The organism is Pseudomonas sp. MOIL14HWK12:I1 (assembly GCF_000510705.1).
GTDB classification, from domain to species: domain Bacteria; phylum Pseudomonadota; class Gammaproteobacteria; order Pseudomonadales; family Pseudomonadaceae; genus Chryseomonas; species Chryseomonas oryzihabitans.
In genome coordinates, this window is sequence record NZ_AZNY01000003.1 from 610807 (window position 1) to 632883 (window position 22077).

Below are 22077 nucleotides of genomic sequence, written 5' to 3' on the forward strand. Positions count from 1 at the left end.
AGGCCTCGTCACTTCAGCTTCTGGTCGACGTCCTTGAGCAGCGCGGCGATCTCGCCCCGCCGTCCCTGGTCGGCCAGTTCGCGTCCGGGCCGCGGTGCGGCCTGCTGCGCCTTGAGCAGGGCGGCGCGGGCTTCGGCATAGCGCTGCTGGCGATACAGGTGGTCGCCCCAGAAGTATAGGGTATCGATACCGCTGGGGTTGAGGGCGAGGGACTGCTGCAGCAGACGATCGGCTTCGCTGGCGTCACCGAAGGCGATCGGCCAGCCGGGAACCCGGTCGTAGAGGGCGGCGAGACTGGTGTAGGCGGAGCCCTGCAGCGCCGTGGGATCGAGCTTGAGCGCCTGTTCCAGGTCGCTGCGGGCTTCCTTGACCTTGCCCAGCGCTCCCAGCCCGCCCTGGGCGCCGGCCCAGCTGCTGAGCACGATGCCCTGCCAGATCAGCGCTGGCGCCGACTGGGGCTCGGCCTGGGTGAAGGCGCGCGCTTCGCCGGCCAGCTGTTCGAAGGCCGCGGGTTTTTCGGCGCTGGGCAGGCGGTACTGGATCTCGGCCCAGCGCTGCTGGATCTGGGCCAGGCGCTGGCCATCGTCGGCCAGGGCGAAGGGGCTGGCGAGCAGCGCGGCGAGCAGCAGGCCGAGGGCCTTGCGCGGGGTCGTCATGGGTGTTTCTCCGGGGCGAAGGCGGGGTCGATGAAGCGGCGGATCACCGGCAGCTGGCGGCGCAGGGCGCGATCCACCAGGCCGGGCAGCAGGCCGTTGAGGCGGACGAAGAGCTTTTCCGGCCAGCCGAGATAGAGCTCCTGGCGGTCCTCGACCAGGGCACGGATCACCGCGCCGGCGACCACGGTGGGGTCGTCCACCTGGCTCTTGAGCGCCTGGTTCACGGCCATGGCCGCCGGGCCGTTCATCGCCGTGCGGGTGGCGCGGGGCGCCACGTAGAGCACCCGGATGCGGGTATCGGCCAGCTCCCGGCGCAGGGCCTGGGTGAAGCCGCGCAGGGCGAACTTGCTGGCGCAATAGGGCGCATAGCCGGGATAGCCGATGGAGCCCAGGGTGGAGCCGACATGGGCGATCACCGCTCGCGGCTGGCGGCGCAGCAGCGGCAGCAGCAGGCGGGTCAGCTGGATGGCCGCGCCGATGTTGATCGCCAGCAGGTTGTCGATGGCATCGTCGTCGAGGGCGTCGAGCAGGGCGAAGCTGTTGCTGCCGGCGGCATTGAGCAGCACGTTGACGCCCTGGCCGCGGCTGGCTTCGGCCAGCACCGCCTGGCGATCGGCCCGGCGGGTGAGATCGGCATCGAGCAGGCGCAACCGGCCACCCAGGCGCTCGGCCAGGGGCTGCAGGGCGCGGGTGTCGCGGGCGACCGCCAGCACCTGGGCGCCGCCGGCGCAGAGTTGTTCCACCAGCGGCAGGCCGATGCCGCCGCTGGCACCGGTCAGCAGGATACGGCAGTCAGGCAGCTGCATGGCGCTGCTCCGGTTGCTGGCCGGCGCCGGGCAGGGCGCGGAACATGTCGGCATAGAGGCGATAGACCACCTTGGACACGTGGATCACCGCGGCCTGGTCGGCCGGATCGTCCAGGCGATCCATCAGCTGGCGGTAGGTCGCCATGTGTTCCTGGTCGAGGCTGCCGTGGGAGTCCAGGTAGCTGAAGGCCGTCGCCGGCAGGCCCAGCTGGCCGCGGATGGCGCCGGCGGCCTGGGTAGCCAGGGCGATGCTGGTGCCCTCGAGCACATTGACCATGCCGAACAGGCCGACCGGATTGTCGCGGGCGATGAAATCGTAGAGATAGGCCACCATCAGCTCGATGGGCAGTTCGGGGCGGCTGGCGCGTACCGCCTCGGCGTTGCCGCCGCAGGCGGCGATGTCACTGAGGATCCACTGGTCGTGGCCGTATTCCTCCTCGATGTATTCGCAGACCGCGCAGCGCAGCCATTCCAGCCGCGCCGGCAGGCGGGCGCCGCAGGCCATCATCAGCGGCGCGGTGTGGCGGACGTGGTGATAGGCCTGGCCGAGAAAGGCGACATAGCTCTCCAGGGCGACGTTGCCGCCCAGGGCGGCGCGGATGATGGGCACCTCGAACAGCGCCTGGCGTTCCACGGCGGTTTCGGCTTGCAGGGTGGCGAAGAAACTCATGCTGGTACCTCCAGAAGGTGCGAGAGCAGGGCCGCGTGATGCGCCTGGATGGCGTCGCGGCGAAGGCGTCCGGTCGCGGTGAGCAGGCCGTTGGCGGGGGTGAAGGGTTCGGCGAGGCGGCGCCAGGCGCCGATGCGGGCATAGTCGGGCAGGCGCTGGTTGAGGCGGGCGACCTGGTCGGCGAGCAGGCTGTCGGGCAGGTCCGGCTGCCGTGGCCAGAGCAGCGCCACCAGGTGCCGGGCACCTTCGCCCTGCACATAGGCCTGGGCGATGGGGCCGCCCTGGGTGAGTTCGGCCTCGATCCAGCCCGGATCGACATTGCGTCCCGAAGCCAGGCTGAACTGGTGTTTCTTGCGGCCACGCAGATGGAGATAGCCGTCGGCGTCGAATTCGCCGAGATCGCCGGTGGCCACCTCGTCGGTGGCGCTGCCGGGCTCGCCCAGGTAGCCGGCGAAATCGACGCCGCCGACCAGGATCTCGCCATCGGCGGCCAGGCGCAGGCGCACGTGGGGCAGCGGTTGGCCGACGCTGCCCGGGCGGTTGGCCTCAGGGCGATTGAGAGCCACCACCGAGGCGCACTCCGACAGGCCATAGCCCTGGAACAGCGGCAGGCCCAGGGCGCCGGCGCGGGTCAGCAGCGCCTCGCTCAGCGGGGCTCCGCCCACGGCGGCGAAGCGCAGCCCGTCCAGGCGCAGCAGCCCGCGTTCGCCCAGCTCCACGAGTCCCTGCAACAGCTGGGGCATGAGGATCAGACTGTGCGGCTGGCGCTCCTGCAGGCAGGCGGCCAGCTGGGCCCAGTCGATGCCGGCGGAGCCGCGGACACCCTGGTCCTCGGCCTTGAGCACCACCACCTCGGCACCGGCCAGCAGCGCGGCATAGACCCCGAGATTTTCCAGCAGGATGCCCAGCGACAGGAGCACCTGATGGCGTCGGGGCGCCAGGGTGCCGCTGGCGGCTTCCAGGCTGGCGGCCACCCGCAGCAGTTGTCCGGCCTTGAGGCAGACGCCCTTGGGGGTGCCGGTGGTGCCGGAGGTGTAGGTGAGCTTGGCGGTGCCCGCCGGCAGCGCGGTGGCTGCCGCGGCTGAACGCTGCCAGCCGTGGGGCCCCTCGCTGAAGCCTGCCGCGGTCCATTCCGCGGCGCGCTCGGGATTGCCCAGCAACAGATCGGCGCCACAGTCCTGCAGGACATGGGCGCGCTGCGCCGGGCTGAAGAAGTCCGGCAGGATGATGCAGGGCAGTCCGGCGCGCAGGGCGGCCAGGTCCCAGGCCAGCAACTCGGGCCCATTGGGCAGGTCCAGGGCCAGTCGCTTTATGCCGTGCTCGGTCAGCCAGGTGACGCGCCGGGCGATCTCCCGCCACAGCCGCAGATAGCTCCAGGTCTCCTGGGCGCCGCTCAGCGCGGGGCGCTCGCCGTCCCAGGCGACGTGGCGTTCCAGGGCCAGGAAAAAATCACTGACGGAGCGGGCTTCAGGCGACATGGCAGTCTTCCTCGCCAAGGGTGGGAAGGCCCAGGCGGGCGAAGATGCCGGCCTGCAGCAACTGTTGATAGCCCTGGTGGATGTCACCGGCGCAGACCTGGGGAGCGTTGGCGTAGTAGGAGCCCCAGCTCTCGCGCTCGGCGCCCAGGCAGGCCGGATCGGCCGCGCCCAGCACCTGGGGCGCCAGGCCGAGGCGATGAAAGCTGTTGATCAGGCGGGTGGCGCCGGTAAAGGTCACCCAGCGCCGGCCGCTGCGGGCCAGCAGCCAGGTGGTGACGACGATCAGCAGGCGCGCCTGGCCCGGACCCAGCGCCGCCAGATTGCCGACCTCCACCACCTCCGCGCGCTCGATCGGCCGACCGAGCGCCGCCGCCACCTGGGTCTCCACCGGCTGGGGCAGATAACGTTCGAGAAACAGCGACTGGTCCAGCGCGGAGCGGATCCCCACCGCCGCCTGCAGCACACCCTCGGCATCGCGCAGGGCGAGCAGCAGCGGCAGGAAGTGGCTGATGCGGGCGCCGTGCTCCAGGGCGAAACGCGCGCCGATGAAGGCTTCGGTCGCCTGCCGGCCCGGTGCCTCGCGCGGCTCCAGGCGGGCCAGCAGCGAACCGCTGCGGTCGGCCAGGGTAAAGCTGTACGGGGACTGCCAAGTCACGTCGAGCATCGCGACCTCTCCGGGGGAATACGAGGCGCAGTCTTGGCGGGCAAGCTGAAGGCAATCTGAAGCGCCGCTTCATCGCAGCTTCAGGTTGCCGGGCTAGGGTCGCCTTCCATATCCCCTGGTGGAGCCCTGCCATGTCCGAAGAAGAGCCCCTTGCTGCCGCTCCCGAGGAAGCCGCCGACAGCCACTGGCCGCTGGTGCGGATCCTGGCGGGCATCCTCGCCAGCGCCCTGATCGGCGGCGTCGGCCTGCCTCTGCTGGATGCCACCCGCGGGCCCTGGGATGCGGCGACCCTGCTGGTGACCGGGCTGCTCGGCTGGGGCTTCGCCCTGCTGGTGACGCTCTGCGTGCGCTAGCCGGCTGACTCCGGCGCGGCCGGCAGCCGCAGGGCAAAGACCGCGCCCTCGGCGCCGTTGCGGGCGGCCAGGCTGCCGCCCTGGGCCTGGACGATGGCCGAGGACACCGCCAGGCCGAGTCCCAGGCCTTCGCCGACCGGCTTGGTGGTGAAGAAGGGATCGAACACCTGGTCCAGGTGCTCGGCGGCGATGCCGCCACCGTTGTCGGCCACCTCCAGCAACCAGCTGTCCCCCTCCCGCGCGAGGCTGACCCGGACCTGCGGCCGGGGTCGCTCCGCCACGGCGTCGAGGGCGTTGCGCAGCAGATTGACCAGTACCTGCTCCAGGCGGATGGGATCGCCCAGCAACCAGGCCGGGCGCGGCAACTCCAGGATCAGCTCCACGGCCAGCTCGGCACGGCGGGCCTCCAGCAACTCCAGCGCCTGATCCACCACCCGCGCCAGATCGACCCGCTCGCGCAGGCCGGCGGGGGTCTTGCGCGCATAGGTCTTGAGGTGGGCGGTGAGACCGCTCATGCGGGTCAGCAGGCCATCGAGACGTTCCAGGGCGGCGCGGGCCTCGTCCAGCCGCCCGTGATCCAGCAGCAGGCGCAGACTCGCCAGGTGCATGCGTTGGGCGGTGAGCGGCTGGTTGAGTTCGTGCACCAGGGCCGCCGACATCTGCCCTAGGGCGGCCAGCTTGGCGGCCTGCACCAGGCCGTCCTGGGCGGTGCGCAATTCGGCGGTGCGGGCCTCCACCAGCTGCTCCAGCTCCAGGCGGCTGCGCTGGCGCAGGCGTTGCAGCCGGCGCCGTTGCGCCCAGAGGAGACCGGCGCAGACCAGCAGCAGCCAGACGCAGACGGCGGCCAGGGCCGCACCCGGACCGCCACCCTGCAGGTCGCGGGTGGGCCGGAGCAGGTGCAGGGTCCAGCCTTCGCTGGGCAGCGGCAGGCTGTCCCAGAGGTAGTCGGCGCTGCCTTCGGGGGCCTGGATGTGGGCCACCTGACGCTGCTCGCCGAGCACCCGTTCCTGGCGATAGGGCAGGGGTTGCAGGGTGCGCCGGTCGTATTGGCGGGTGGTGGCCAGTTCCGCGCGATCGGCCGGGGTCAGCTCGCGCAGCAGGCGATAGCGCCAGGCCGGGCGATTGGCGGCAAAGACCACGCCGCGGGCATCGCTGACCAGCAGCACCTCGGGGTGCTCGCCCCAACGCGCCTCGATGGCGGGGAATTCCAGCTTGACCACCACCGCGCCGAGAAAGCGCCCCTGGGCGTCCAGCACGGCATGGGAGAGGAAATAGCCGGGAATGCCGGTGGTGACCCCCACGGCATAGAAGCGTCCGCTGCCGCCGGCGAGGGTTTCGCTGAAATAGGGGCGGAAGGCGTAGTTGTGGCCGACGTAGCTGGTGGGCAGCCGCCAGTTGCTGGCGCCGATGGCCAGGCCCGTGCGATCCAGCAGTTCCAGGGTCGAGGATTGCGCCGCCGTGTTCAGGCGCTCCAGCTTGAGATTGAGGTGTTCGGTGGTGGCGGCGTCGGGCGGGGTGGTGAGGGCGGCGATCAGCTCGGGGTCCTGGGCCAGCACCGCCGGCAGGGCGCGAAAGCGGTCGATCAGGGTCTGCAGGCCGCTGGCGTGGAGGCGCAACTGCTCCTGGCCGAGCAGGCTGGCCTCGGCCAGGCTCGCCTGCTCGGCGCGGTGCCAGGCCTGGCTGCCCAGCAACAGACAGCCGATCAGGGCGAGCAGCAGGACCGGCAGCAGGCGCAGGGCTGGGGGCATGGCAGGAGACCGTGGCAGGGATGGCCGGACGATAGCACGGCGGGGAGGGGACGGCTCAGGCCGAGGCGGCGGTGCGCTGGGCGATCTGTTCGGGCTGGAAATCGCAGGTGAAGCAGCTGCCCTCGCCAGGCACGCTGTGGATGTCCAGGCCGCCGCGATGACGGATCAGCACGTGCTTGACGATGGCCAGGCCCAGGCCGGTGCCGCCGGTGCTGGAGGCGCGGCTGGCGTCGAGGCGATAGAAGCGTTCGGTCAGGCGCGGCAGGTGGCGGGCGTCGATACCGGGACCATTGTCCTGCACCGCGACATGGGCGCCTGCGGCGTCCTGCCAGGCACGCACCCGCACCTCGCCGCCTTCGGGGCTGTACTTGACCGCGTTGAACACCAGGTTGGAAAAGCAGCTGCGCAATTCGGTCTCGCTGCCCAGCAGGGCCAGACCCGGCTCGCATTCCAGGCTCAGGCGATGGCCCACGGCGCCGGACAGGGCGCGACCGTCCTGCAGGATGGAGGCGAGCAGCGGCTCCAGGGCGACCGGGCGGTTGTCGGCGGGATAGTCGGTGGCTTCCAGGCGGGCCAGCAGCAGCAGATCGTCGATGGTGTGCTGCATGCGTCCGGCCTGCTGCTGCATCTGCCCCAGCGCCCGCCGCCAGCGTGGAGTGGCGTGGTCGGCGTTGTCCAGCAGGGTCTCCAGGTAGCCGGTGATCACCGTCAGCGGGGTGCGCAATTCGTGGGAGACGTTGGCGACGAAATCCTTGCGCATCTGTTCCAGCTGATGGACGCGGGTCACGTCGCGCACCAGCAGCAGCCGATCGCCTTCGCCGAAGCGGGTGACCAGGATGTGCAGGTACTGGTCGTCGTTGAGTGGGGAGGCCAGTTCCAGCGGCTCGCCATAGTCGCCGCCGAGAAAATAGTCGGAAAAGCGCGGATGGCGCACCAGGTTGGTGATGGGCTGGCCGAGGTCCTGGGGCTGACGCAGGCCCAGCAGGGTTTCCGCGGCGCGGTTCCACCATTCCAGGTTGCCATGGCGATCCACCAGGATGATGGCGTCGCGCAGGGCCTCGGTGGAGGCCTGGGCGCGACCTATCACGGCGAGCAATTCCTCGCGCTGGCGCTGTTCGTGGCGCTGGCGCCGATAGAGCCGGTCGAACACCTCGCCCCACAGGCCCTCGGCTTCCGGCGGCGCGCCCGGGGCCTCGCTCAGCAGCCAGGCCTGCAGGCGCAACAGGTGCCTCAGGGTGACCGCCAGATAGACCGCCAGTCCCAGGGCCACCGCCAGGCCGACATGGCCGAAGGGCCAGCCGGCCAGGGCGCAGCCGGCGACCACGGTCGACAGCTGGGTGGCCAGGCGGGAGCGCCAGTTGATGTTCACGGCGGCGGTGATCCCGCGTCAGAGTTTGGTGGAAAAGCGATACCCGGTGCCGCGCACCGTCTGTACCAGGTTCTCGTAGGTCTCGCCGAGGGCCTTGCGCAGGCGGCGGATGTGCACGTCCACGGTACGTTCCTCGACATAGACGTTGCCACCCCAGACCTGATCCAGCAGCTGGCCGCGGGTATAGGCACGCTCCTGGTGGGTCATGAAGAACTGCAGCAGACGGTATTCGGTGGGGCCCATCTCGGCGGGCGCGCCGTCGATGGTCACCCGGTGGCTGATCGGATCGAGGATCAGGCCGTTGACCTCCAGCGGACCGTCGTTCTCCAGGTGCCCGGTGCGGCGCAGCACGGCCTTCAGGCGCGCCACCAGCTCGCGGGGCGAGAAGGGCTTGGTGATGTAGTCGTCGGCACCGGTCTCCAGGCCCTGGACCTTGTTGTCCTCGTCACCCTTGGCCGTGAGCATGATGATGGGGATGGCATCGGTCAGCTCGTCGCGCTTGAGGCGGCGGGCCAGTTCCAGGCCGGAGGTGCCGGGCAGCATCCAGTCGAGCAGGATGAGATCGGGCTTGCGATCGACGATCAGGGCGTGGGCGTCCTTGCTGTTGTCCGCCTCCAGGCATTCATAGCCCGCCATTTCCAGGGCCACGGCGATCATCTCGCGAATGGGCGCCTCATCGTCGACGATCAGGATGGATTTACCCGTCATGGAGCGCTCTGCCTCTCGAGTCCTTGCAATGTGCCGTGCATTAGATAGCGCCAATATTGCAGCTATGTGACAAGGCTGTCATATCTAACTTCTATCCCAACATATGGGATGACGTATCACATATTGAGATTTGCCGAAGAGGCTTCTAGAGTGAAGGCCATGAACGACAACAATTCCAACAAGGGCGAAGCGCCCAGCGGGGCCCAGGCCCTGTTCCGCGGCCTGGCCGTGCTAGAAGCCGTGGCCGCCGGGGCTGACAGCCTGGCCCAGGTCGGTGCCGCCATCGGCTGCACCCGCAGCACCACCCATCGGCTGGTCGCCGCCCTGACCCAGGCGGGTTATCTGCGCAGCGATGGCGGGCGGCTGATCCTCGGCAGCCATCTCATCGCCCTCGGCTACCAGGCCCGCGAGCAGCTGCCGCTGACCGGTGTGGCCCGGCCCCATTTGCAACGCCTGGCCCAGCACTGTGGCGACACCGTGCACCTGGGCGTGCGCGAGGGCGGCGATGTCCTCTATCTCGACAAGCTGCCCGGCAGCCGTGGCCTGGAGATGAGATCCCGGGTCGGGCTGCGCATGCCGCTGGCGCTGACCGGGGTCGGCAAGGCGCTGATGCTGGATCTCGCCGAGGGCGAGTGGGAAGCCCTCTATGGCGAAGGCGTGGCCCGGCGCACCGGCCAGCCCGGGCTGCGCGAGGATTTCCTGCCCTGGGCGGACTACCGTGCGCGGCTGCGGCGCCACGCCGCCGAGGGCTATGCCCTGGATCTGGAAGAAAACGAACTGGGCATCCGTTGCGTGGCCGCGCCCATCCGCGGCGCCGACGGCGCCATCGTCGCGGCCCTCAGCGTGGCCAGCGCCATCCCCTACATGCCCGAGGCGCGGCTGCACGAGTTGCAGCCCGAGGTCACTGCCTGCGCCCGGGCCATTTCCCGCGAACTTGGCTGGAGCCCCGCATGACCGCCACCCCGCACCTCATCGGCCTCGACTGGGGCACCTCGTCCCTGCGGGCCCAGCTGTTCGACGCCCAGGGCGCCGTGCTGGAAACCCGCAGCCGGCCCTGGGGCATCATGCATGTGCCCGACGGCGACTTCGCCGCGGCCTATCGCGCTCTGGTGGGCGACTGGCGCGAGGCCCAGCCGGACCTGCCCGCCATCGCCTGCGGTATGGTCGGCAGTCGCGGCGGCTGGCGTGAGGTGCCCTATGCCGACTGCCCGGCCGACGTCCACAGCCTGGCCGCCGGCCTGCTGCGCCTGGACACGGGCTGCGGCGACCTCCACCTGGTTCCCGGAGTGATGCAGCGCGGCGCCTTGCCCAACGTCCTGCGCGGCGAGGAAACCCAGGTGTTCGGCGCCCTCGAACTGGAGCCGGACCTGGCCGCGGAGGCCCTGCTGGTGCTGCCCGGTACCCACAGCAAGTGGGTGCGGGTGCGCGACGGTCGTCTCACCGACTTCGCCACCTACATGACCGGCGAGTTGTTCGCCGTGCTGCGCGAGCATTCCATCCTGGGTCGTCCGGCCAGCGAGGCCGGTCCCGAAGCCAGTGCCGAGGCCTTCCGCCTGGGTCTCACCACCGCCCGCGACGCCGGCGCCGAGGGCCTGTTCGGCCGCCTCTTCACCGCCCGCAGCCGGGTCCTGGCCGGCGAACTGGGCGCGGCGCACAGCCTCGACTACCTCTCCGGCCTGCTGATCGGCGAAGAGCTGCGCAGCCAGGTCGCCGCCCTCGCGGGCGCCACCTGTCCACCCCTGGTGCTGATCGGCGACGCGGCGCTCTGCCAGCGCTATCGCGACGCCCTGGCGCTATTCGACATCCACCAGGTCCGCCTGCTGGAGCAGGCCACCCGGGCCGGGCTCTGGCGCCTGGCCCAGGCCGCCGGCCTGCTCCCCACCTCTGGAGGCTCCCATGCTTGATACCTATCTCAAGGACCTGCCGCTGATCGCCATCCTGCGCGGCGTCACCCCGGACGAAATCGTCGCTGTCGGCCGCGCCCTGCATGACGCCGGCTTTCGCGTCATCGAGATCCCGCTCAATTCGCCGCAGCCCTACGAGAGCATCCGCCGGCTCACCGCCGAGCTGGGCGAGAGCTGCCTGATCGGCGCCGGCACGGTGCTCACCGAAGCCCAGGTGGCCGAGGTGGACGCTGCCGGCGGCCGCCTGATCGTCTCGCCCAACGCCAACCTGGCGGTGATCCGCGCCAGCAAGGCCGCCGGCCTGGTCAGCGCCCCGGGCGTGGCCACGCCCTCGGAGGGCTTCGCCGCCCTCGACGCCGGTGCCGACAGCCTCAAGCTGTTTCCCGCCGAGCAACTCGGCCCGGCGGTGGTCAAGGCCTGGCGCGCGGTCTTTCCCAAGGAGCTGGCGCTGCTGCCGGTGGGCGGCATCACCCCGGACAACATGGGCCCCTACGTGGCCGCTGGTGCCAACGGCTTCGGCCTCGGCTCGGCGCTGTACAAGCCGGGCCTGAGCGCGGCGCAGGTGAGCGCCAATGCCCAGGCGTTTGCGGCTGGGTGGGCGGCGGTAAAGAACGCTTAAAGCTCGCGGTCATGGACCGCTCCTACAGATACCCGGTGCCTCCGTAGGAGCGGCCCATGGCCGCGATTTATCCAATCTCCTCGATCCAACAATTCAAATCGAGAATTCCTGACCATGAAGATCACCAAACTCACCACCTATGTCGTCCCGCCGCGCTGGTGCTTTCTCAAGATCGAGACCGACGAAGGCATCCACGGCTGGGGCGAACCCGTGCTGGAAGGCCGCGCCCACAGCGTGGCGGCGGCGGTCGAGGAACTGGCCGACTACCTGATCGGCAAGGACCCGCGCAACATCGAAGACCACTGGACGGTGCTCTACCGCGGCGGCTTCTATCGCGGCGGCGGCATCCACATGAGCGCCCTGGCCGGCATCGACCAGGCGCTGTGGGACATCAAGGGCAAGGCCCTGGGCGTGCCGGTGCACGAACTGCTCGGCGGCCAGGTGCGCGACAGCATCCGCGTCTATTCCTGGATCGGCGGCGACCGCCCGGCGGAGACCGCGGCCCAGGCCCTGGAGCGCCAGGCCAAGGGCTTCACCGCCATCAAGATGAACGCCAGCGAAGAGATGCAGTTCGTCGACACCTACGACAAGGTCGACCAGGTGATCGCCAACGTCGCCGCCATCCGCGACGCCTGCGGACCGCACTTCGGCATCGGCGTGGACTTCCATGGCCGGGTGCACAAGCCCATGGCCAAGGTGCTGGTGAAGGAACTGGAGCAGTTCCGCCTGATGTTCATCGAGGAGCCGGTGCTCAGCGAGCACCACGAGGCGCTCAAGGAGATCGCCCTGATGAGCAACACGCCCATCGCCCTGGGCGAGCGGCTGTACTCGCGCTGGGACTTCAAGCGCATCCTCCAGGAAGGCTACGTCGACATCCTGCAGCCCGATCCCTCCCATGCCGGCGGCATCACCGAGACGCGCAAGATCGCCAACATGGCCGAGGCCTACGACGTCGCCATTGCCCTGCATTGCCCGCTCGGTCCCATCGCCCTGGCGGTCAACCTGCAGCTGGACGCCAACTGCTACAACGCCTTCATCCAGGAGCAGAGCCTGGGCATCCACTACAACCAGGGCAACGACCTGCTCGACTACATCAAGAATCCCGAGGTGTTCGACTACGCCGATGGCCACGTGAAGATTCCCCAGGGGCCGGGGCTGGGCGTCGAGGTCAACGAGGAATTCGTCAAGGAACAAGCCGCCATTGGCCATCGCTGGCGCAATCCGATCTGGCGGCACAAGGACGGCAGTTTCGCCGAGTGGTGAGAGACGCCCTCACCCCAACCCTCTCCCCAAGGGAGAGGGGGCAAGAGCAGGAGCGCGGAGTTTCGCTCTCGTTCGGACCGTCCCCTCTCCCTCTGGGAGAGGGCCAGGGTGAGGGAAAGCCGGACCACCGCCGCTGACCCCTCACCCCAACCCTCTCCCAAGGAGAGAGGGAGCAAGAACAGGAGCGCGGGGCTCGACCTCCGCACCGACCATCCCCTCTCCCTCCGGGAGAGGGCTAGGGTGAGGGCCGCCCCAGCAGCCTGACCCCAGACATCGACAACGCTCGCCACAACGTCAATTACAGGACCCGAGCCATGCCCACTCCCACCCACGCCTCCCCGGCGGCGGCCGCGGCCGCGCCGACCCTGGCCAAGCCCAGTCGGGCCCGCTTCTTCATCATGATGCTGCTGTTCGTCACCGTGGTGATCAACTACCTCGACCGCAGCAACCTCTCCATCGCCGCGCCGCACCTGGCCCAGGACCTGGGCATCGAGCCGGTGCACATGGGCCTGATCCTCTCGGCCTTCGGCTGGACCTACGCCGCCATGCAGATCCCCGGTGGCTGGCTGGTGGACAAGGTCGCCCCGCGCATCCTCTATCCGGTGGCCATCGCGCTCTGGTCGCTGGCCACCATCGGCCTGGGCTTCGTCGGCAGCTTCATCGGCCTGATCATCCTGCGCCTTGCCGTGGGGGCCCTGGAAGCACCGGCCTATCCGATCAACAACCGGGTGGTCACCACCTGGTTTCCCGAGCGCGAGCGGGCCACCGCCATCGGCTTCTACACCTCCGGTCAGTTCGTCGGCCTGGCCTTTCTCACCCCGGTGCTGATCTACCTGCAGCAGACCTTCGGCTGGCATATGGTCTTTGTCGTCACTGGTGGCGTCGGCATCCTCTGGGCGGCCATCTGGTACCTGGTCTATCGCGAACCCAAGGACTTCCGCGGTGCCAATGCCGCCGAGGTCGCGCTGATCCAGGAGGGCGGTGGCCTGGTCGACCTGGAACAGAAGAACCGCAGCCGCGCCGCCTTCCAGTGGCGTGACCTCTGGAGCGTGCTCAACAAGCGCAAGCTCTGGGGCATCTACATCGGCCAGTTCTGCCTCAATTCCACCCTCTGGTTCTTCCTGACCTGGTTCCCCACCTACCTGGTGAAATACCGCGGCATGGACTTCATCAAGGCCGGCTTCCTCGCCTCGCTGCCGTTCCTGGCCGCCTTTCTCGGCGTGATCTGCTCGGGGCTGCTGTCGGACTGGCTGATCCGTCGCGGCGCCTCCGTGGGCCTGGCGCGCAAGCTGCCGATCATCGGCGGCCTCCTGATCTCCACCAGCATCGTCGGCGCCAACTTCGTCGACTCGCCCGCGCTGATCATCGCCTGCCTGGCACTGGCCTTCTTTGGCAACGGCCTGGCCTCCATCACCTGGTCGATGGTCTCGGCCATGGCGCCGGAGCGGCTGATCGGCCTCACCGGCGGGATGTTCAACTTCATCGGCAACCTCTCGGCCATCTGCGTGCCCATCGTCATCGGCTTCCTGGTCAAGGACGGCAGCTTCGCTCCGGCCATCGCCTTCATCGGCGTGACCGCACTGATCGGCGCCCTCTGCTACGGCCTGGTGGTGGGCAAGGTGGAACGTCTGCCCGAATAAGGGCGACTAAAGTTGCGCCTTCCGCTCTGGTTGCGGAGGCGCTCTGCCACCGGCCGTGCCGGACCCATAACGACAACAAAGGAGTCTCCCCATGCCACTCGCCCGTCGCACCTTTCTTGGCGTGTCCCTGGCCGCCTCGGCCGGTCTGGTCGCCAGTCGCGCCCTGGCCGACGACAAGTTCGGTCTCACCCGCAACTGGGAGGGCAAGCCGCCCATCGTCATGCCCGATCCGGCCTGGGAGATCCACGACCCGGCCTTCAAGGGCCGCCTGGGCAACGCCTTCGTCGAACGGCTGTGGTCCGGCGGACTCTGGACCGAAGGCCCGGTGTGGATGGCCGACTGGCGCTGCCTGCTGTTCAGCGACATCCCCAATGCCCGGGTGATGCGCTGGAGCGCCGACGACGGCCATGTCAGCGTCTATGACGACCAGTCCCACAACGCCAACGGCCACACCCGTGATCGCGAGGGTCGACTTATCAGCTGCGAGCACGACAGCCGCCGCGTGACCCGCCGCGAGTTGAATGGCAGCGTCACGGTGCTGCTCGACCGCTTCGACGGCAAGCCGCTGAACGCGCCCAACGACGTGGTGGTCGGCGCTGACGGCGCCATCTGGTTCACCGATCCGGGCTACGGCATCCTCGGCGCCTACGAGGGCCACAAGGCCGAATTCGAGCTGCCCACCAACGTCTATCGCATCGATCCCCAGGGCAAGGCCACAGTGGCGGTGGGTGACTTCGGCCGCCCCAATGGCCTGGCCTTCGCGCCCGACGGCAAGCGCCTCTACATCAGCGACACCGCCGGCGGCGGCAATCCCGGCAAGCCCAATCACCTCAGGGCGTTCACCGTGAAGGACGACGGCACCCTCGGCGGTGGCGAGGTGCTGATCGACGCCAAGGAGCAGGGCGTGATCGACGGCTTCCGCGTCGACAGCGACGGTAACCTCTGGTGCAGCTGGGCCGGCTCGGCCGAGCAAAACAGCGTGCGGGTCTTCACGCCAGGCGGCCAGCCACTGGCCACCCTGCACCTGCCGGAAACCGTCTCCAACGTCGAATTCGGCGGCCTCAAGGGCAATCGCCTGTTCATCACCGGCGGTGGTTCGCTCTATGCCACCTATGTGAACGCCCAGCCCGCGCGGCTCTGGTAGGGGCTTCTCATCAGCCGAACCAAGGGTCGTTGGACAGGTCTGTAACAAACGGATACGGAACGACCCGCGACAACAAGATCGCCCACAAGGCGAGCGAGGAGCCTCAGTCATGAGCAACACCACTACCCACGCCGACGGTCACGTCACCGAAAAGGCGCAGCCCAAGGCGATCTTCGCCTGCCTGATGGCCGCCCTGGCCGGCCTCATGTTCGGCCTCGACATCGGCGTCATTTCCGGCGCCACCAAATTCATCCAGCAGGAATTCCAGATCTCCGATCAGGTGATCGAGTGGATCGTCTCCAGCATGATGGCCGGCGCCGCCCTGGGTGCGCTGGGCGCCGGTTCGCTGTCGGCCAAGCTGGGTCGCAAGAAGTCCCTGATGCTGGGCGCCATCCTGTTCGTCATCGGCTCGATCCTCTGTGGCCTGGCCACCTCGCCGACCATGCTGATCTTCGCCCGCTTCCTGCTCGGCCTGGCCATCGGCATCGCCTCCTTCACCGCGCCGCTGTACCTGGCCGAGGTCGCCCCGGAAAACATCCGCGGCTCGATGATCTCGCTGTACCAGCTGATGATCACCGCGGGCATCCTGATCGCCTTCCTGTCCAACACCGCCTTCAGCTACTACGAGGCCTGGCGCTGGATGCTCGGCATCATCGCCATCCCCGGGGTGCTGTTCCTGATCGGCGTCTTCGCCCTGCCGGACAGTCCGCGCTGGCTGATCATGGCCGGGCGCAAGCAGGAGGCCATCAAGGTCCTGCACAAGCTGCGCGGTGACGAAAAGGTCATCCAGCAGGAAGTCGCCGAGATCGAAGAGCAGCTCAAGGTGCCGCAGAAGGGCTGGTCGCTGTTCAAGGAGAACGCCAACTTCCGCCGCTCGGTGGGCCTGGGCGTGCTCTTGCAGGTGGTACAGCAATTCACCGGCATGAACGTGGTGATGTACTACGCGCCGCGCATCTTCGAAGGCATGGGCTACGACACCGCCGCCCAGATGTGGTTTACCGCCGCGGTCGGTCTGACCAATGTGCTGGCCACCTTCATCGCCATCTTCCTGGTCGACAAGTGGGGCCGCAAACCCATCCTCTATACCGGCTTCGTGGTCATGGCCGTGGGCCTGGGCGTGGTCGGCACCATGCTCGGCATGGGCAACCTGAGCCACGGCCAGCAGACCTTTACCGTGGTCATGCTGCTGATCTTCATCGTCGGCTTCGCCATGTCGGCCGGTCCGCTGATCTGGACCCTGTGCTCGGAAGTCCAGCCGCTCAAGGGCCGCGACTTCGGTATCGGCTGCTCCACCTTCACCAACTGGATCGCCAACATGATCGTCGGCGCCACCTTCCTGACCATGCTGGGCACCCTGGGGCAGGGCACCACCTTCTGGATCTATGCCGGTCTGAACGTGGTGTTCATCTTCCTGGTGTTCCTGCTGGTACCGGAGACCAAGGGCGTCACCCTGGAGCGCATCGAACGCAACCTGATGCAGGGCAAGCGCCTGCGCGACCTCGGTCAGTAGGCTCGAGCGCACAGGAAAACGCCCGGCGATGCCGGGCGTTTTTCATTACCGATCCCAGTGCTTGTGTCGGTGCTTGGCGTGCTTCCAGCCCTTGCCGGGGTGGTCGCGATAGCCCCGATAGCCGCGATCGTCACGTCCGCTGTCGCCCAGGTTGTTGCCCAGGGCACCGCCGGCACCGCCCCCCAGGGCCGCGCCGACCAGACCGCCGGTGCTGCCACCGACTCTATTGCCGATCACGTTGCCGCCCGCCGCGCCCAGGCCACCGCCGATGGCGGCCTCGGTTCTATTGCGCCGGTCAGCGCCCAGTACACCACCTGCTGCACCGCCGACGCCGGCACCGATGGCCGCACCGGTGCTGCCGCCGACCTGCTGGCCGACCAGAGTACCCAGTACGCCACCCACGGCGCCGCCGAGTCCGGCTTCGGTATTGCCCGCATACGCCGGGGCAACGCCCGCCAGGGCAAGCAACAAGAACAGGGCTGAAGGTTTCATGGAGTCCACTCCGTGGTAGAGACGAGCCGATCCTCGGCAAAAATCGCTGCCCTGGCAAGTACCGAACGGTCGTTTGAATGGTAAAGGTTGTCTTTACCCATTCCTTTGATTTCCCTGAACAAACCTATACGGAAATCGTCGGTCTCGCGCCTTTTCAGGGTCTGGAACGAGGTCTGCAGCCGGGCCCAGGCTGGTCTAGACTCAAGGCGATCGCGCCGCCAAGGGGACTCCATGATCCATGCTCGTCTGCTGTCCGGCTGTCTCCTGTTCCTTGTCAGCGCCAGCGCCTCGGCCTGGGAATACACCCTCATCGCCCCCGACAAGCCGGTGCAGAACTGGAGCATCAGCAGCGATCGCCTGGGCCTGCGCGATGGCCTGGCCTTCGCCGTCGGGGTGCACCGCCTGAGTGGCGGACGCCAGGAAGGCTCGGTGCTGATCGAGATCGACACCGGCGCCCTGCAGCTCACCGTGGTGGCGACCCGCGGCATGAACGTCCTGCGCGCCCAGGCCGGCACCCTGCGACTGGGCTGGGATTCGCCGGTGCGCGAGGTGGTCAATCCGGCCTTCGTCAACCTGGAGAGCCGCAATGGCCTGGGCTGGCTGGAAGGCTTCAACGAACTGGTGGCGCGCGCCGGCTTCGAGTGGGTCGGCCACCCCGGAATGGACCGGGGGCAACTGCTGACCCTGCACGGTCGGGCCAGCTACCTGCCGGCCAGCCAGGTGGTGCTGACCATCGACGAGCAGCCGCCGCACCGCATCAGCCTCAAGGGCGTGCTGCACGAGGAGGCCTTCAAGCAGGCCAACTTTCGCATCGACACCGAACTGGTCACTCACGCCGGGGCCACCGGCTTCACCCTGCACGATCGCCTGACCAACCAGGGAGCGCACGCCGCCGAGTACCAGGTGCTCTATCACAGCAATTTCGGGCCGCCGCTGCTCGGTGAAGGCGCCCGGTTCGCCGCGCCGGTGCGGGAGGTGTCACCCTTCGATGCGCGGGCGCGCCAGGAGCTGGCGGATTGGCAGACCTATCGCGCGCCCACGCCGGGCTATGGCGAGACGGTCTACAACCTCTATCCCTGGGGCGACGATCAGGGGCGCAGCCTCGCGGTACTGCACGATCGCAGTGCCCACCAGGGCGTGGCGCTGGCCTTCAATGTGCGGGAATTGCCGGTCTTCACCCTGTGGAAGAACACCGATGCCAAGGCCCAGGGCTATGTCACCGGCCTGGAGCCGGGCACCAGCTTTTCCTACAACCGCAGCCAGCAGCGGGCCCTGGGGCTGGTGCCGCGCATCGAAGCCGGCGGCACGCGCGACTTCACCCTCGACTATCGGCTGCTGGCCACCGCCGCCGAGGTCCGGCAGGCGCTGGAGCAGGTCGAAGGCATCCGCCACGGAAGGCCGACCCAGGTGCGCGAGGCGCCGCTGGCCCGGGAGCCCTAGCGGCAAGGCCGGCGGGTGCTAGCGCCGCGCGGGCAGGGGGCGGGTGCGGCCGCTGCCATCGATGGCCACGAAGACGAACACCGCCTCGGTCACCTTGCTCCACTCGCTGGACAGCGGATCGTCGCTCCAGACCTCGATGAGGATCTGGATGGAGCTGCGGCCCACCTCCAGGGTGTTGGTATAGAAGGAGAGCTGTGCGCCCACGGGCACCGGTGTCATGAAGGCCATGCGATCGATGGCCACGGTAGCCACACGCCCGGCGGCCAGGCGACTGGCCATGGCGCTGCCGGCCAGGTCCATCTGGGCCACCAGCCAGCCGCCGTAGATGTCGCCGAAGCCATTGGTCTCGCGGGGCAGCGCAGTGATCTGCATGGCCAGGTCGCCCTGGGGGATGGGATCTTCTTGTTCGAGCTCTTCGATCATGACAGGGCCCTCGGGAGCCCGGATAGGTAGGTAACGTTCAGCATCTGCACGCAAGAATGCTGCCAATCTCTCGGCGGAGATCGTTAGGGGGCTACAGTATAACGCCTGGGGCAGGGCGGCTCGACCGCTTTTGCACCAGGATGGAACAGCCATAGCTCGGCAGATGGGCCCTGAATGGGCACTGAATGAATAGCGGAAATTCCTTGCAGATTTGCTATCGTGGAGACCGTGCACGGCCAGGCAATCCAGAGGGCCCTGCACGTCCGATGATCAGGTAATGATCGGTAGACCTGCTGCCGCCGTGCTCCACAAGAGCGCAGGCGGCGCGGTGCAGGTCCGGCGCCCATCCGGCGACCCGCCCGATCCCTGCCAGCCGCTCCAGGCGGACGGTCACTCGGGGCCGCGTCTTGTCCGCTACACCCGGAGGGATGCCAGAGGCCGAATTTCCTTTGCGCTCCTCTCTTGTCCGGGATCCTCGATGAAACTGCAATCCGCCTCTGCGCCGCTCACGTCGCGCCCTCTGGGCCGCAACGACTACAAGACCCTCTCGCTGTCCGCCCTGGGCGGCGCGCTGGAGTTCTACGACTTCGTCATCTTCGTCTTCTTCGCCGCGGTGGTGGGGAAGCTGTTCTTTCCCGCCGACATGCCCGACTGGCTGCGACAGATGCAGACCTTCGGCATCTTCGCCGCGGGCTATCTGGCACGTCCGCTGGGCGGCATCATCATGGCCCACTTCGGCGACCTGCTCGGGCGCAAGAAGATGTTCACCCTGAGCATCTTCATGATGGCCCTGCCGACCCTGGGCATGGGCCTGATGCCCACCTATGCGCAGATCGGCGTGGCCGCGCCGATCCTGCTGCTGGTGCTGCGCATCATCCAGGGCGCGGCCATCGGCGGCGAGGTGCCCGGCGCCTGGGTGTTCGTCTCCGAACACGTCCCCGGCAAGCACGTCGGCTATGCCTGCGGCACCCTGACCGCCGGTCTCACCTTCGGCATCCTGCTCGGCTCGCTGATGGCGACCCTGATCAACACCGTCTTCACCCCGGTGGAAGTGGCCGACTACGCCTGGCGCTTTCCCTTCCTGATCGGCGGCGTCTTCGGCCTGTTCTCGGTCTACCTGCGCCGCTGGCTGCACGAGACGCCGGTGTTCGCCGAGCTGGCGATCCACAAGTCGCTGGCCGAGGAAGTGCCGCTCAAGGCCGTGCTGCGCGACCACCGCAGCAGCGTGATCCTGTCCATGCTGCTGACCTGGATGCTCACCGCCGGCATCGTGGTGGTCATCCTCATGACCCCGACCCTGCTGCAGACCCAGTACGGCTTCTCCGCCGCCCTGGCGCTCAAGGCCAACAGCCTGGCCATCGTCTTCCTGACCCTGGGCTGCATCGTCTCCGGCGCCCTGTCCGATCGCTTCGGCAGCGGCCCGGTGTTCATCGGCGGCGGTCTCATCCTGGCAGTGGCCAGCTGGGCGCTCTATGCCGGTCTCAAGGTCCATCCGGAATGGCTGTTCCCGCTCTATGCCCTGGCCGGCGCGGCGGTCGGCGTCATCGGCGGCGTGCCGCGGGTGATGGTGCTGGCCTTCCCGCCCAAGGTGCGCTTCTCGGGGCTGTCGTTCTCCTACAACGTGGCCTACGCCATCTTCGGCGGCCTGACCCCCATGGTCGTCACCCTGATGCTCAAGCAGCATCCGCTGGGCCCGGCCTGGTACGTCATGGGCCTGGCCCTGCTGGGCGTGGGCATCGGCTGCTACCTGCTCAGCCGCGAGCGCCGCGCCGCCGCCCTGGCACCCGCCTGATCCCGGCCGGTCATGCCGCCCGCCGTGGCGGCGTGACCGGGTTGGCCAGGCCGACCCGCAGGGGCGACCTCGGCATCGCCAAAAACGCCATCCCCACAGACGCCGCGCTTCGCGAGGACTAGGCTCGAACCGCTAGAGCCAGTCCAACAATAACAGCGAGGTGCAACATGTCCGGTAATCGTGGCGTCGTCTATCTGGGCGCGGGCAAGGTCGAGGTGCAGACCATTCCCTACCCGAAGATGGAAACCCCGCAGGGCAAGCGTATCGACCACGGCGTCATCCTGCGCGTGGTCTCCACCAACATCTGTGGTTCCGACCAGCACATGGTGCGCGGCCGGACCACTGCCCCCGAAGGCCTGGTGCTCGGCCACGAGATCACCGGCGAGGTCATCGAAGCGGGTCGTGACGTCGAGACCCTCAAGGTCGGCGATCTGGTCTCGGTGCCCTTCAACGTCGCCTGCGGTCGCTGCCGCACCTGCAAGGAGCAGGACACCGGCGTCTGCCTGACCGTCAATCCCTCGCGCGCCGGCGGTGCCTACGGCTACGTCGACATGGGCGGCTGGGTCGGTGGCCAGGCCGAATACGTGCTGGTCCCCTATGCCGACTTCAACCTGCTCAAGCTGCCGAATCGCGACGCGGCCATGGAAAAGATCCGTGACCTGACCTGCCTGTCCGACATCCTGCCCACCGGCTACCACGGCGCCGTCACCGCCGGCGTCGGTCCGGGCACCAGCGTCTATGTCGCCGGCGCCGGCCCGGTCGGTCTGGCGGCGGCCGCCTCGGCCCGCCTGCTGGGCGCCGCCGTGGTCATCGTCGGCGACGTCAACCCGGTGCGCCTGGCCCATGCCAAGGCCCAGGGCTTCGAGATCGCCGACCTGTCCCAGGACACCCCGCTGCACGAGCAGATCGCCGCGCTGCTGGGCACGCCGGAAGTGGATTGCGCCGTCGACGCCGTTGGCTTCGAAGCCCGCGGCCATGGTCACGAAGGCGCCAAGAGCGAGGCCCCGGCCACGGTGCTGAACTCGCTGATGGGCATCGTGCGGGTAGCCGGCAAGATCGGCATTCCCGGTCTCTATGTCACCGACGATCCGGGTGCGGTCGATGCCGCCGCCAAGCAGGGTGCCCTGAGCATCCGCTTCGGTCTGGGCTGGGCCAAGTCCCACAGCTTCCACACCGGCCAGACCCCGGTGATGAAGTACAACCGCCAGCTGATGCAGGCGATCATGTGGGATCGCATCAAGATCGCCGACATCGTCGGCGTGCAGGTGATCACCCTGGACGAGGCCCCCCGCGGCTACAGCGAATTCGATTCGGGCGTCCCGAAGAAATTCGTCATCGATCCGCACAAGCTGTTCAGCGCGGCCTAGCTATTGCACTAAGGATTTTGCCCGAGACTGC

General features: G+C 68.4%; 21 protein-coding genes. 11 read left to right on the forward strand and 10 right to left on the reverse strand.

The window, feature by feature from the left end:
* Positions 1-8 precede the first annotated feature (8 nt).
* Genes PSEK12I1_RS0102775 through PSEK12I1_RS0102795 form a run of 5 tightly spaced genes read right to left on the reverse strand, consistent with a single transcriptional unit; the run spans position 9 to position 4274 of the window.
* A complete protein-coding gene (locus PSEK12I1_RS0102775; protein WP_027600623.1) occupies positions 9-656 on the reverse strand; it encodes a hypothetical protein in 648 nt (215 codons plus the stop codon).
* Entirely contained in the window at positions 653-1462 is an 810-nt protein-coding gene (locus PSEK12I1_RS0102780; RefSeq protein ID WP_027600624.1) for an SDR family oxidoreductase, read from the reverse strand. Before PSEK12I1_RS0102780 ends, PSEK12I1_RS0102775 begins: the two co-directional genes overlap by 4 nt.
* Positions 1449-2132 carry a TenA family transcriptional regulator gene (locus tag PSEK12I1_RS0102785; protein WP_027600625.1) on the reverse strand — a complete coding sequence of 228 codons (684 nt, stop codon included), beginning with the start codon at positions 2130-2132 and terminating at the stop codon, positions 1449-1451. The genes PSEK12I1_RS0102780 and PSEK12I1_RS0102785 overlap by 14 nt, the downstream gene beginning before the upstream one ends.
* Complete coding sequence (locus PSEK12I1_RS0102790) at positions 2129-3610, reverse strand: AMP-binding protein (protein WP_027600626.1); 1482 nt, start codon at positions 3608-3610, stop codon at positions 2129-2131. The genes PSEK12I1_RS0102785 and PSEK12I1_RS0102790 overlap by 4 nt, the downstream gene beginning before the upstream one ends.
* Positions 3600-4274, reverse strand: coding sequence for a thermostable hemolysin (locus tag PSEK12I1_RS0102795; protein ID WP_027600627.1), 675 nt, complete (start codon positions 4272-4274; stop codon positions 3600-3602). Before PSEK12I1_RS0102795 ends, PSEK12I1_RS0102790 begins: the two co-directional genes overlap by 11 nt.
* Before the next feature lie 131 nt (positions 4275-4405).
* Here PSEK12I1_RS0102795 and PSEK12I1_RS0102800 point away from each other — a divergent pair, with 131 nt between their 5' ends.
* Positions 4406-4627, forward strand: a complete 222-nt coding sequence (locus PSEK12I1_RS0102800) for a hypothetical protein (RefSeq protein ID WP_027600628.1) — start codon at positions 4406-4408, stop codon at positions 4625-4627.
* On the opposite strand, the gene PSEK12I1_RS0102805 is transcribed toward PSEK12I1_RS0102800, so the two are convergent.
* The 3 genes from PSEK12I1_RS0102805 to phoB are packed head-to-tail and all read right to left on the reverse strand — an operon-like array spanning position 4624 to position 8452.
* Entirely contained in the window at positions 4624-6375 is a 1752-nt protein-coding gene (locus tag PSEK12I1_RS0102805; protein WP_027600629.1) for an ATP-binding protein, read from the reverse strand. The two genes, PSEK12I1_RS0102800 and PSEK12I1_RS0102805, sit on opposite strands and share 4 nt — an antisense overlap.
* 55 nt (positions 6376-6430) lie before the next feature.
* Positions 6431-7744: a phosphate regulon sensor histidine kinase PhoR gene (gene phoR / locus PSEK12I1_RS0102810; protein ID WP_027597381.1), complete on the reverse strand. Its 1314-nt coding sequence runs from the start codon at positions 7742-7744 to the stop codon at positions 6431-6433.
* An 18-nt stretch (positions 7745-7762) separates the two neighbouring features.
* Positions 7763-8452 carry a phosphate regulon transcriptional regulator PhoB gene (gene phoB / locus PSEK12I1_RS0102815; RefSeq protein ID WP_007159925.1) on the reverse strand — a complete coding sequence of 230 codons (690 nt, stop codon included), beginning with the start codon at positions 8450-8452 and terminating at the stop codon, positions 7763-7765.
* 159 nt (positions 8453-8611) lie between these two features.
* Here phoB and PSEK12I1_RS0102820 point away from each other — a divergent pair, with 159 nt between their 5' ends.
* From PSEK12I1_RS0102820 to PSEK12I1_RS0102850, 7 genes are all read left to right on the forward strand, one after another.
* Positions 8612-9406, forward strand: a complete 795-nt coding sequence (locus PSEK12I1_RS0102820) for an IclR family transcriptional regulator (RefSeq protein ID WP_027597382.1) — start codon at positions 8612-8614, stop codon at positions 9404-9406.
* On the forward strand, positions 9403-10356 hold the full coding sequence (locus PSEK12I1_RS0102825; protein ID WP_027600630.1) for a 2-dehydro-3-deoxygalactonokinase: 954 nt from the start codon (positions 9403-9405) through the stop codon (positions 10354-10356). Before PSEK12I1_RS0102820 ends, PSEK12I1_RS0102825 begins: the two co-directional genes overlap by 4 nt.
* The gene (locus tag PSEK12I1_RS0102830) at positions 10349-10975 is read left to right on the forward strand and encodes a 2-dehydro-3-deoxy-6-phosphogalactonate aldolase (protein ID WP_027600631.1); all 627 of its coding nucleotides are present in this window, start codon (positions 10349-10351) and stop codon (positions 10973-10975) included. The genes PSEK12I1_RS0102825 and PSEK12I1_RS0102830 overlap by 8 nt, the downstream gene beginning before the upstream one ends.
* A gap of 114 nt (positions 10976-11089) precedes the next feature.
* The gene (gene dgoD / locus PSEK12I1_RS0102835) at positions 11090-12238 is read left to right on the forward strand and encodes a galactonate dehydratase (RefSeq protein WP_017642356.1); all 1149 of its coding nucleotides are present in this window, start codon (positions 11090-11092) and stop codon (positions 12236-12238) included.
* Positions 12239-12552: 314 nt separating this feature from the next.
* On the forward strand, positions 12553-13878 hold the full coding sequence (locus PSEK12I1_RS0102840) for an MFS transporter (protein WP_037006612.1): 1326 nt from the start codon (positions 12553-12555) through the stop codon (positions 13876-13878).
* Positions 13879-13969: 91 nt separating this feature from the next.
* A complete protein-coding gene (locus PSEK12I1_RS0102845; protein WP_027600632.1) occupies positions 13970-15022 on the forward strand; it encodes an SMP-30/gluconolactonase/LRE family protein in 1053 nt (350 codons plus the stop codon).
* Positions 15023-15131: 109 nt separating this feature from the next.
* Positions 15132-16532, forward strand: a complete 1401-nt coding sequence (locus PSEK12I1_RS0102850) for a sugar porter family MFS transporter (protein ID WP_027597387.1) — start codon at positions 15132-15134, stop codon at positions 16530-16532.
* Between the two features lie 45 nt (positions 16533-16577).
* On the opposite strand, the gene PSEK12I1_RS0102855 is transcribed toward PSEK12I1_RS0102850, so the two are convergent.
* Complete coding sequence (locus PSEK12I1_RS0102855; protein WP_007159917.1) at positions 16578-17024, reverse strand: hypothetical protein; 447 nt, start codon at positions 17022-17024, stop codon at positions 16578-16580.
* A gap of 231 nt (positions 17025-17255) precedes the next feature.
* Here PSEK12I1_RS0102855 and PSEK12I1_RS0102865 point away from each other — a divergent pair, with 231 nt between their 5' ends.
* Entirely contained in the window at positions 17256-18464 is a 1209-nt protein-coding gene (locus tag PSEK12I1_RS0102865) for an aldose 1-epimerase family protein (protein WP_037006615.1), read from the forward strand.
* Between the two features lie 18 nt (positions 18465-18482).
* Here the strand turns inward: PSEK12I1_RS0102865 and PSEK12I1_RS0102870 are convergent, their stop codons facing one another.
* Complete coding sequence (locus tag PSEK12I1_RS0102870) at positions 18483-18884, reverse strand: acyl-CoA thioesterase (RefSeq protein WP_026083995.1); 402 nt, start codon at positions 18882-18884, stop codon at positions 18483-18485.
* A 487-nt stretch (positions 18885-19371) separates the two neighbouring features.
* Between PSEK12I1_RS0102870 and PSEK12I1_RS0102875 the strand changes: the two genes are divergently transcribed.
* Both PSEK12I1_RS0102875 and fdhA read left to right on the forward strand, forming a co-directional pair.
* Positions 19372-20679, forward strand: coding sequence for an MFS transporter (locus tag PSEK12I1_RS0102875; RefSeq protein WP_169742418.1), 1308 nt, complete (start codon positions 19372-19374; stop codon positions 20677-20679).
* A gap of 167 nt (positions 20680-20846) precedes the next feature.
* On the forward strand, positions 20847-22046 hold the full coding sequence (fdhA, locus tag PSEK12I1_RS0102880; protein WP_027597391.1) for a formaldehyde dehydrogenase, glutathione-independent: 1200 nt from the start codon (positions 20847-20849) through the stop codon (positions 22044-22046).
* Positions 22047-22077: the final 31 nt, after the last annotated feature.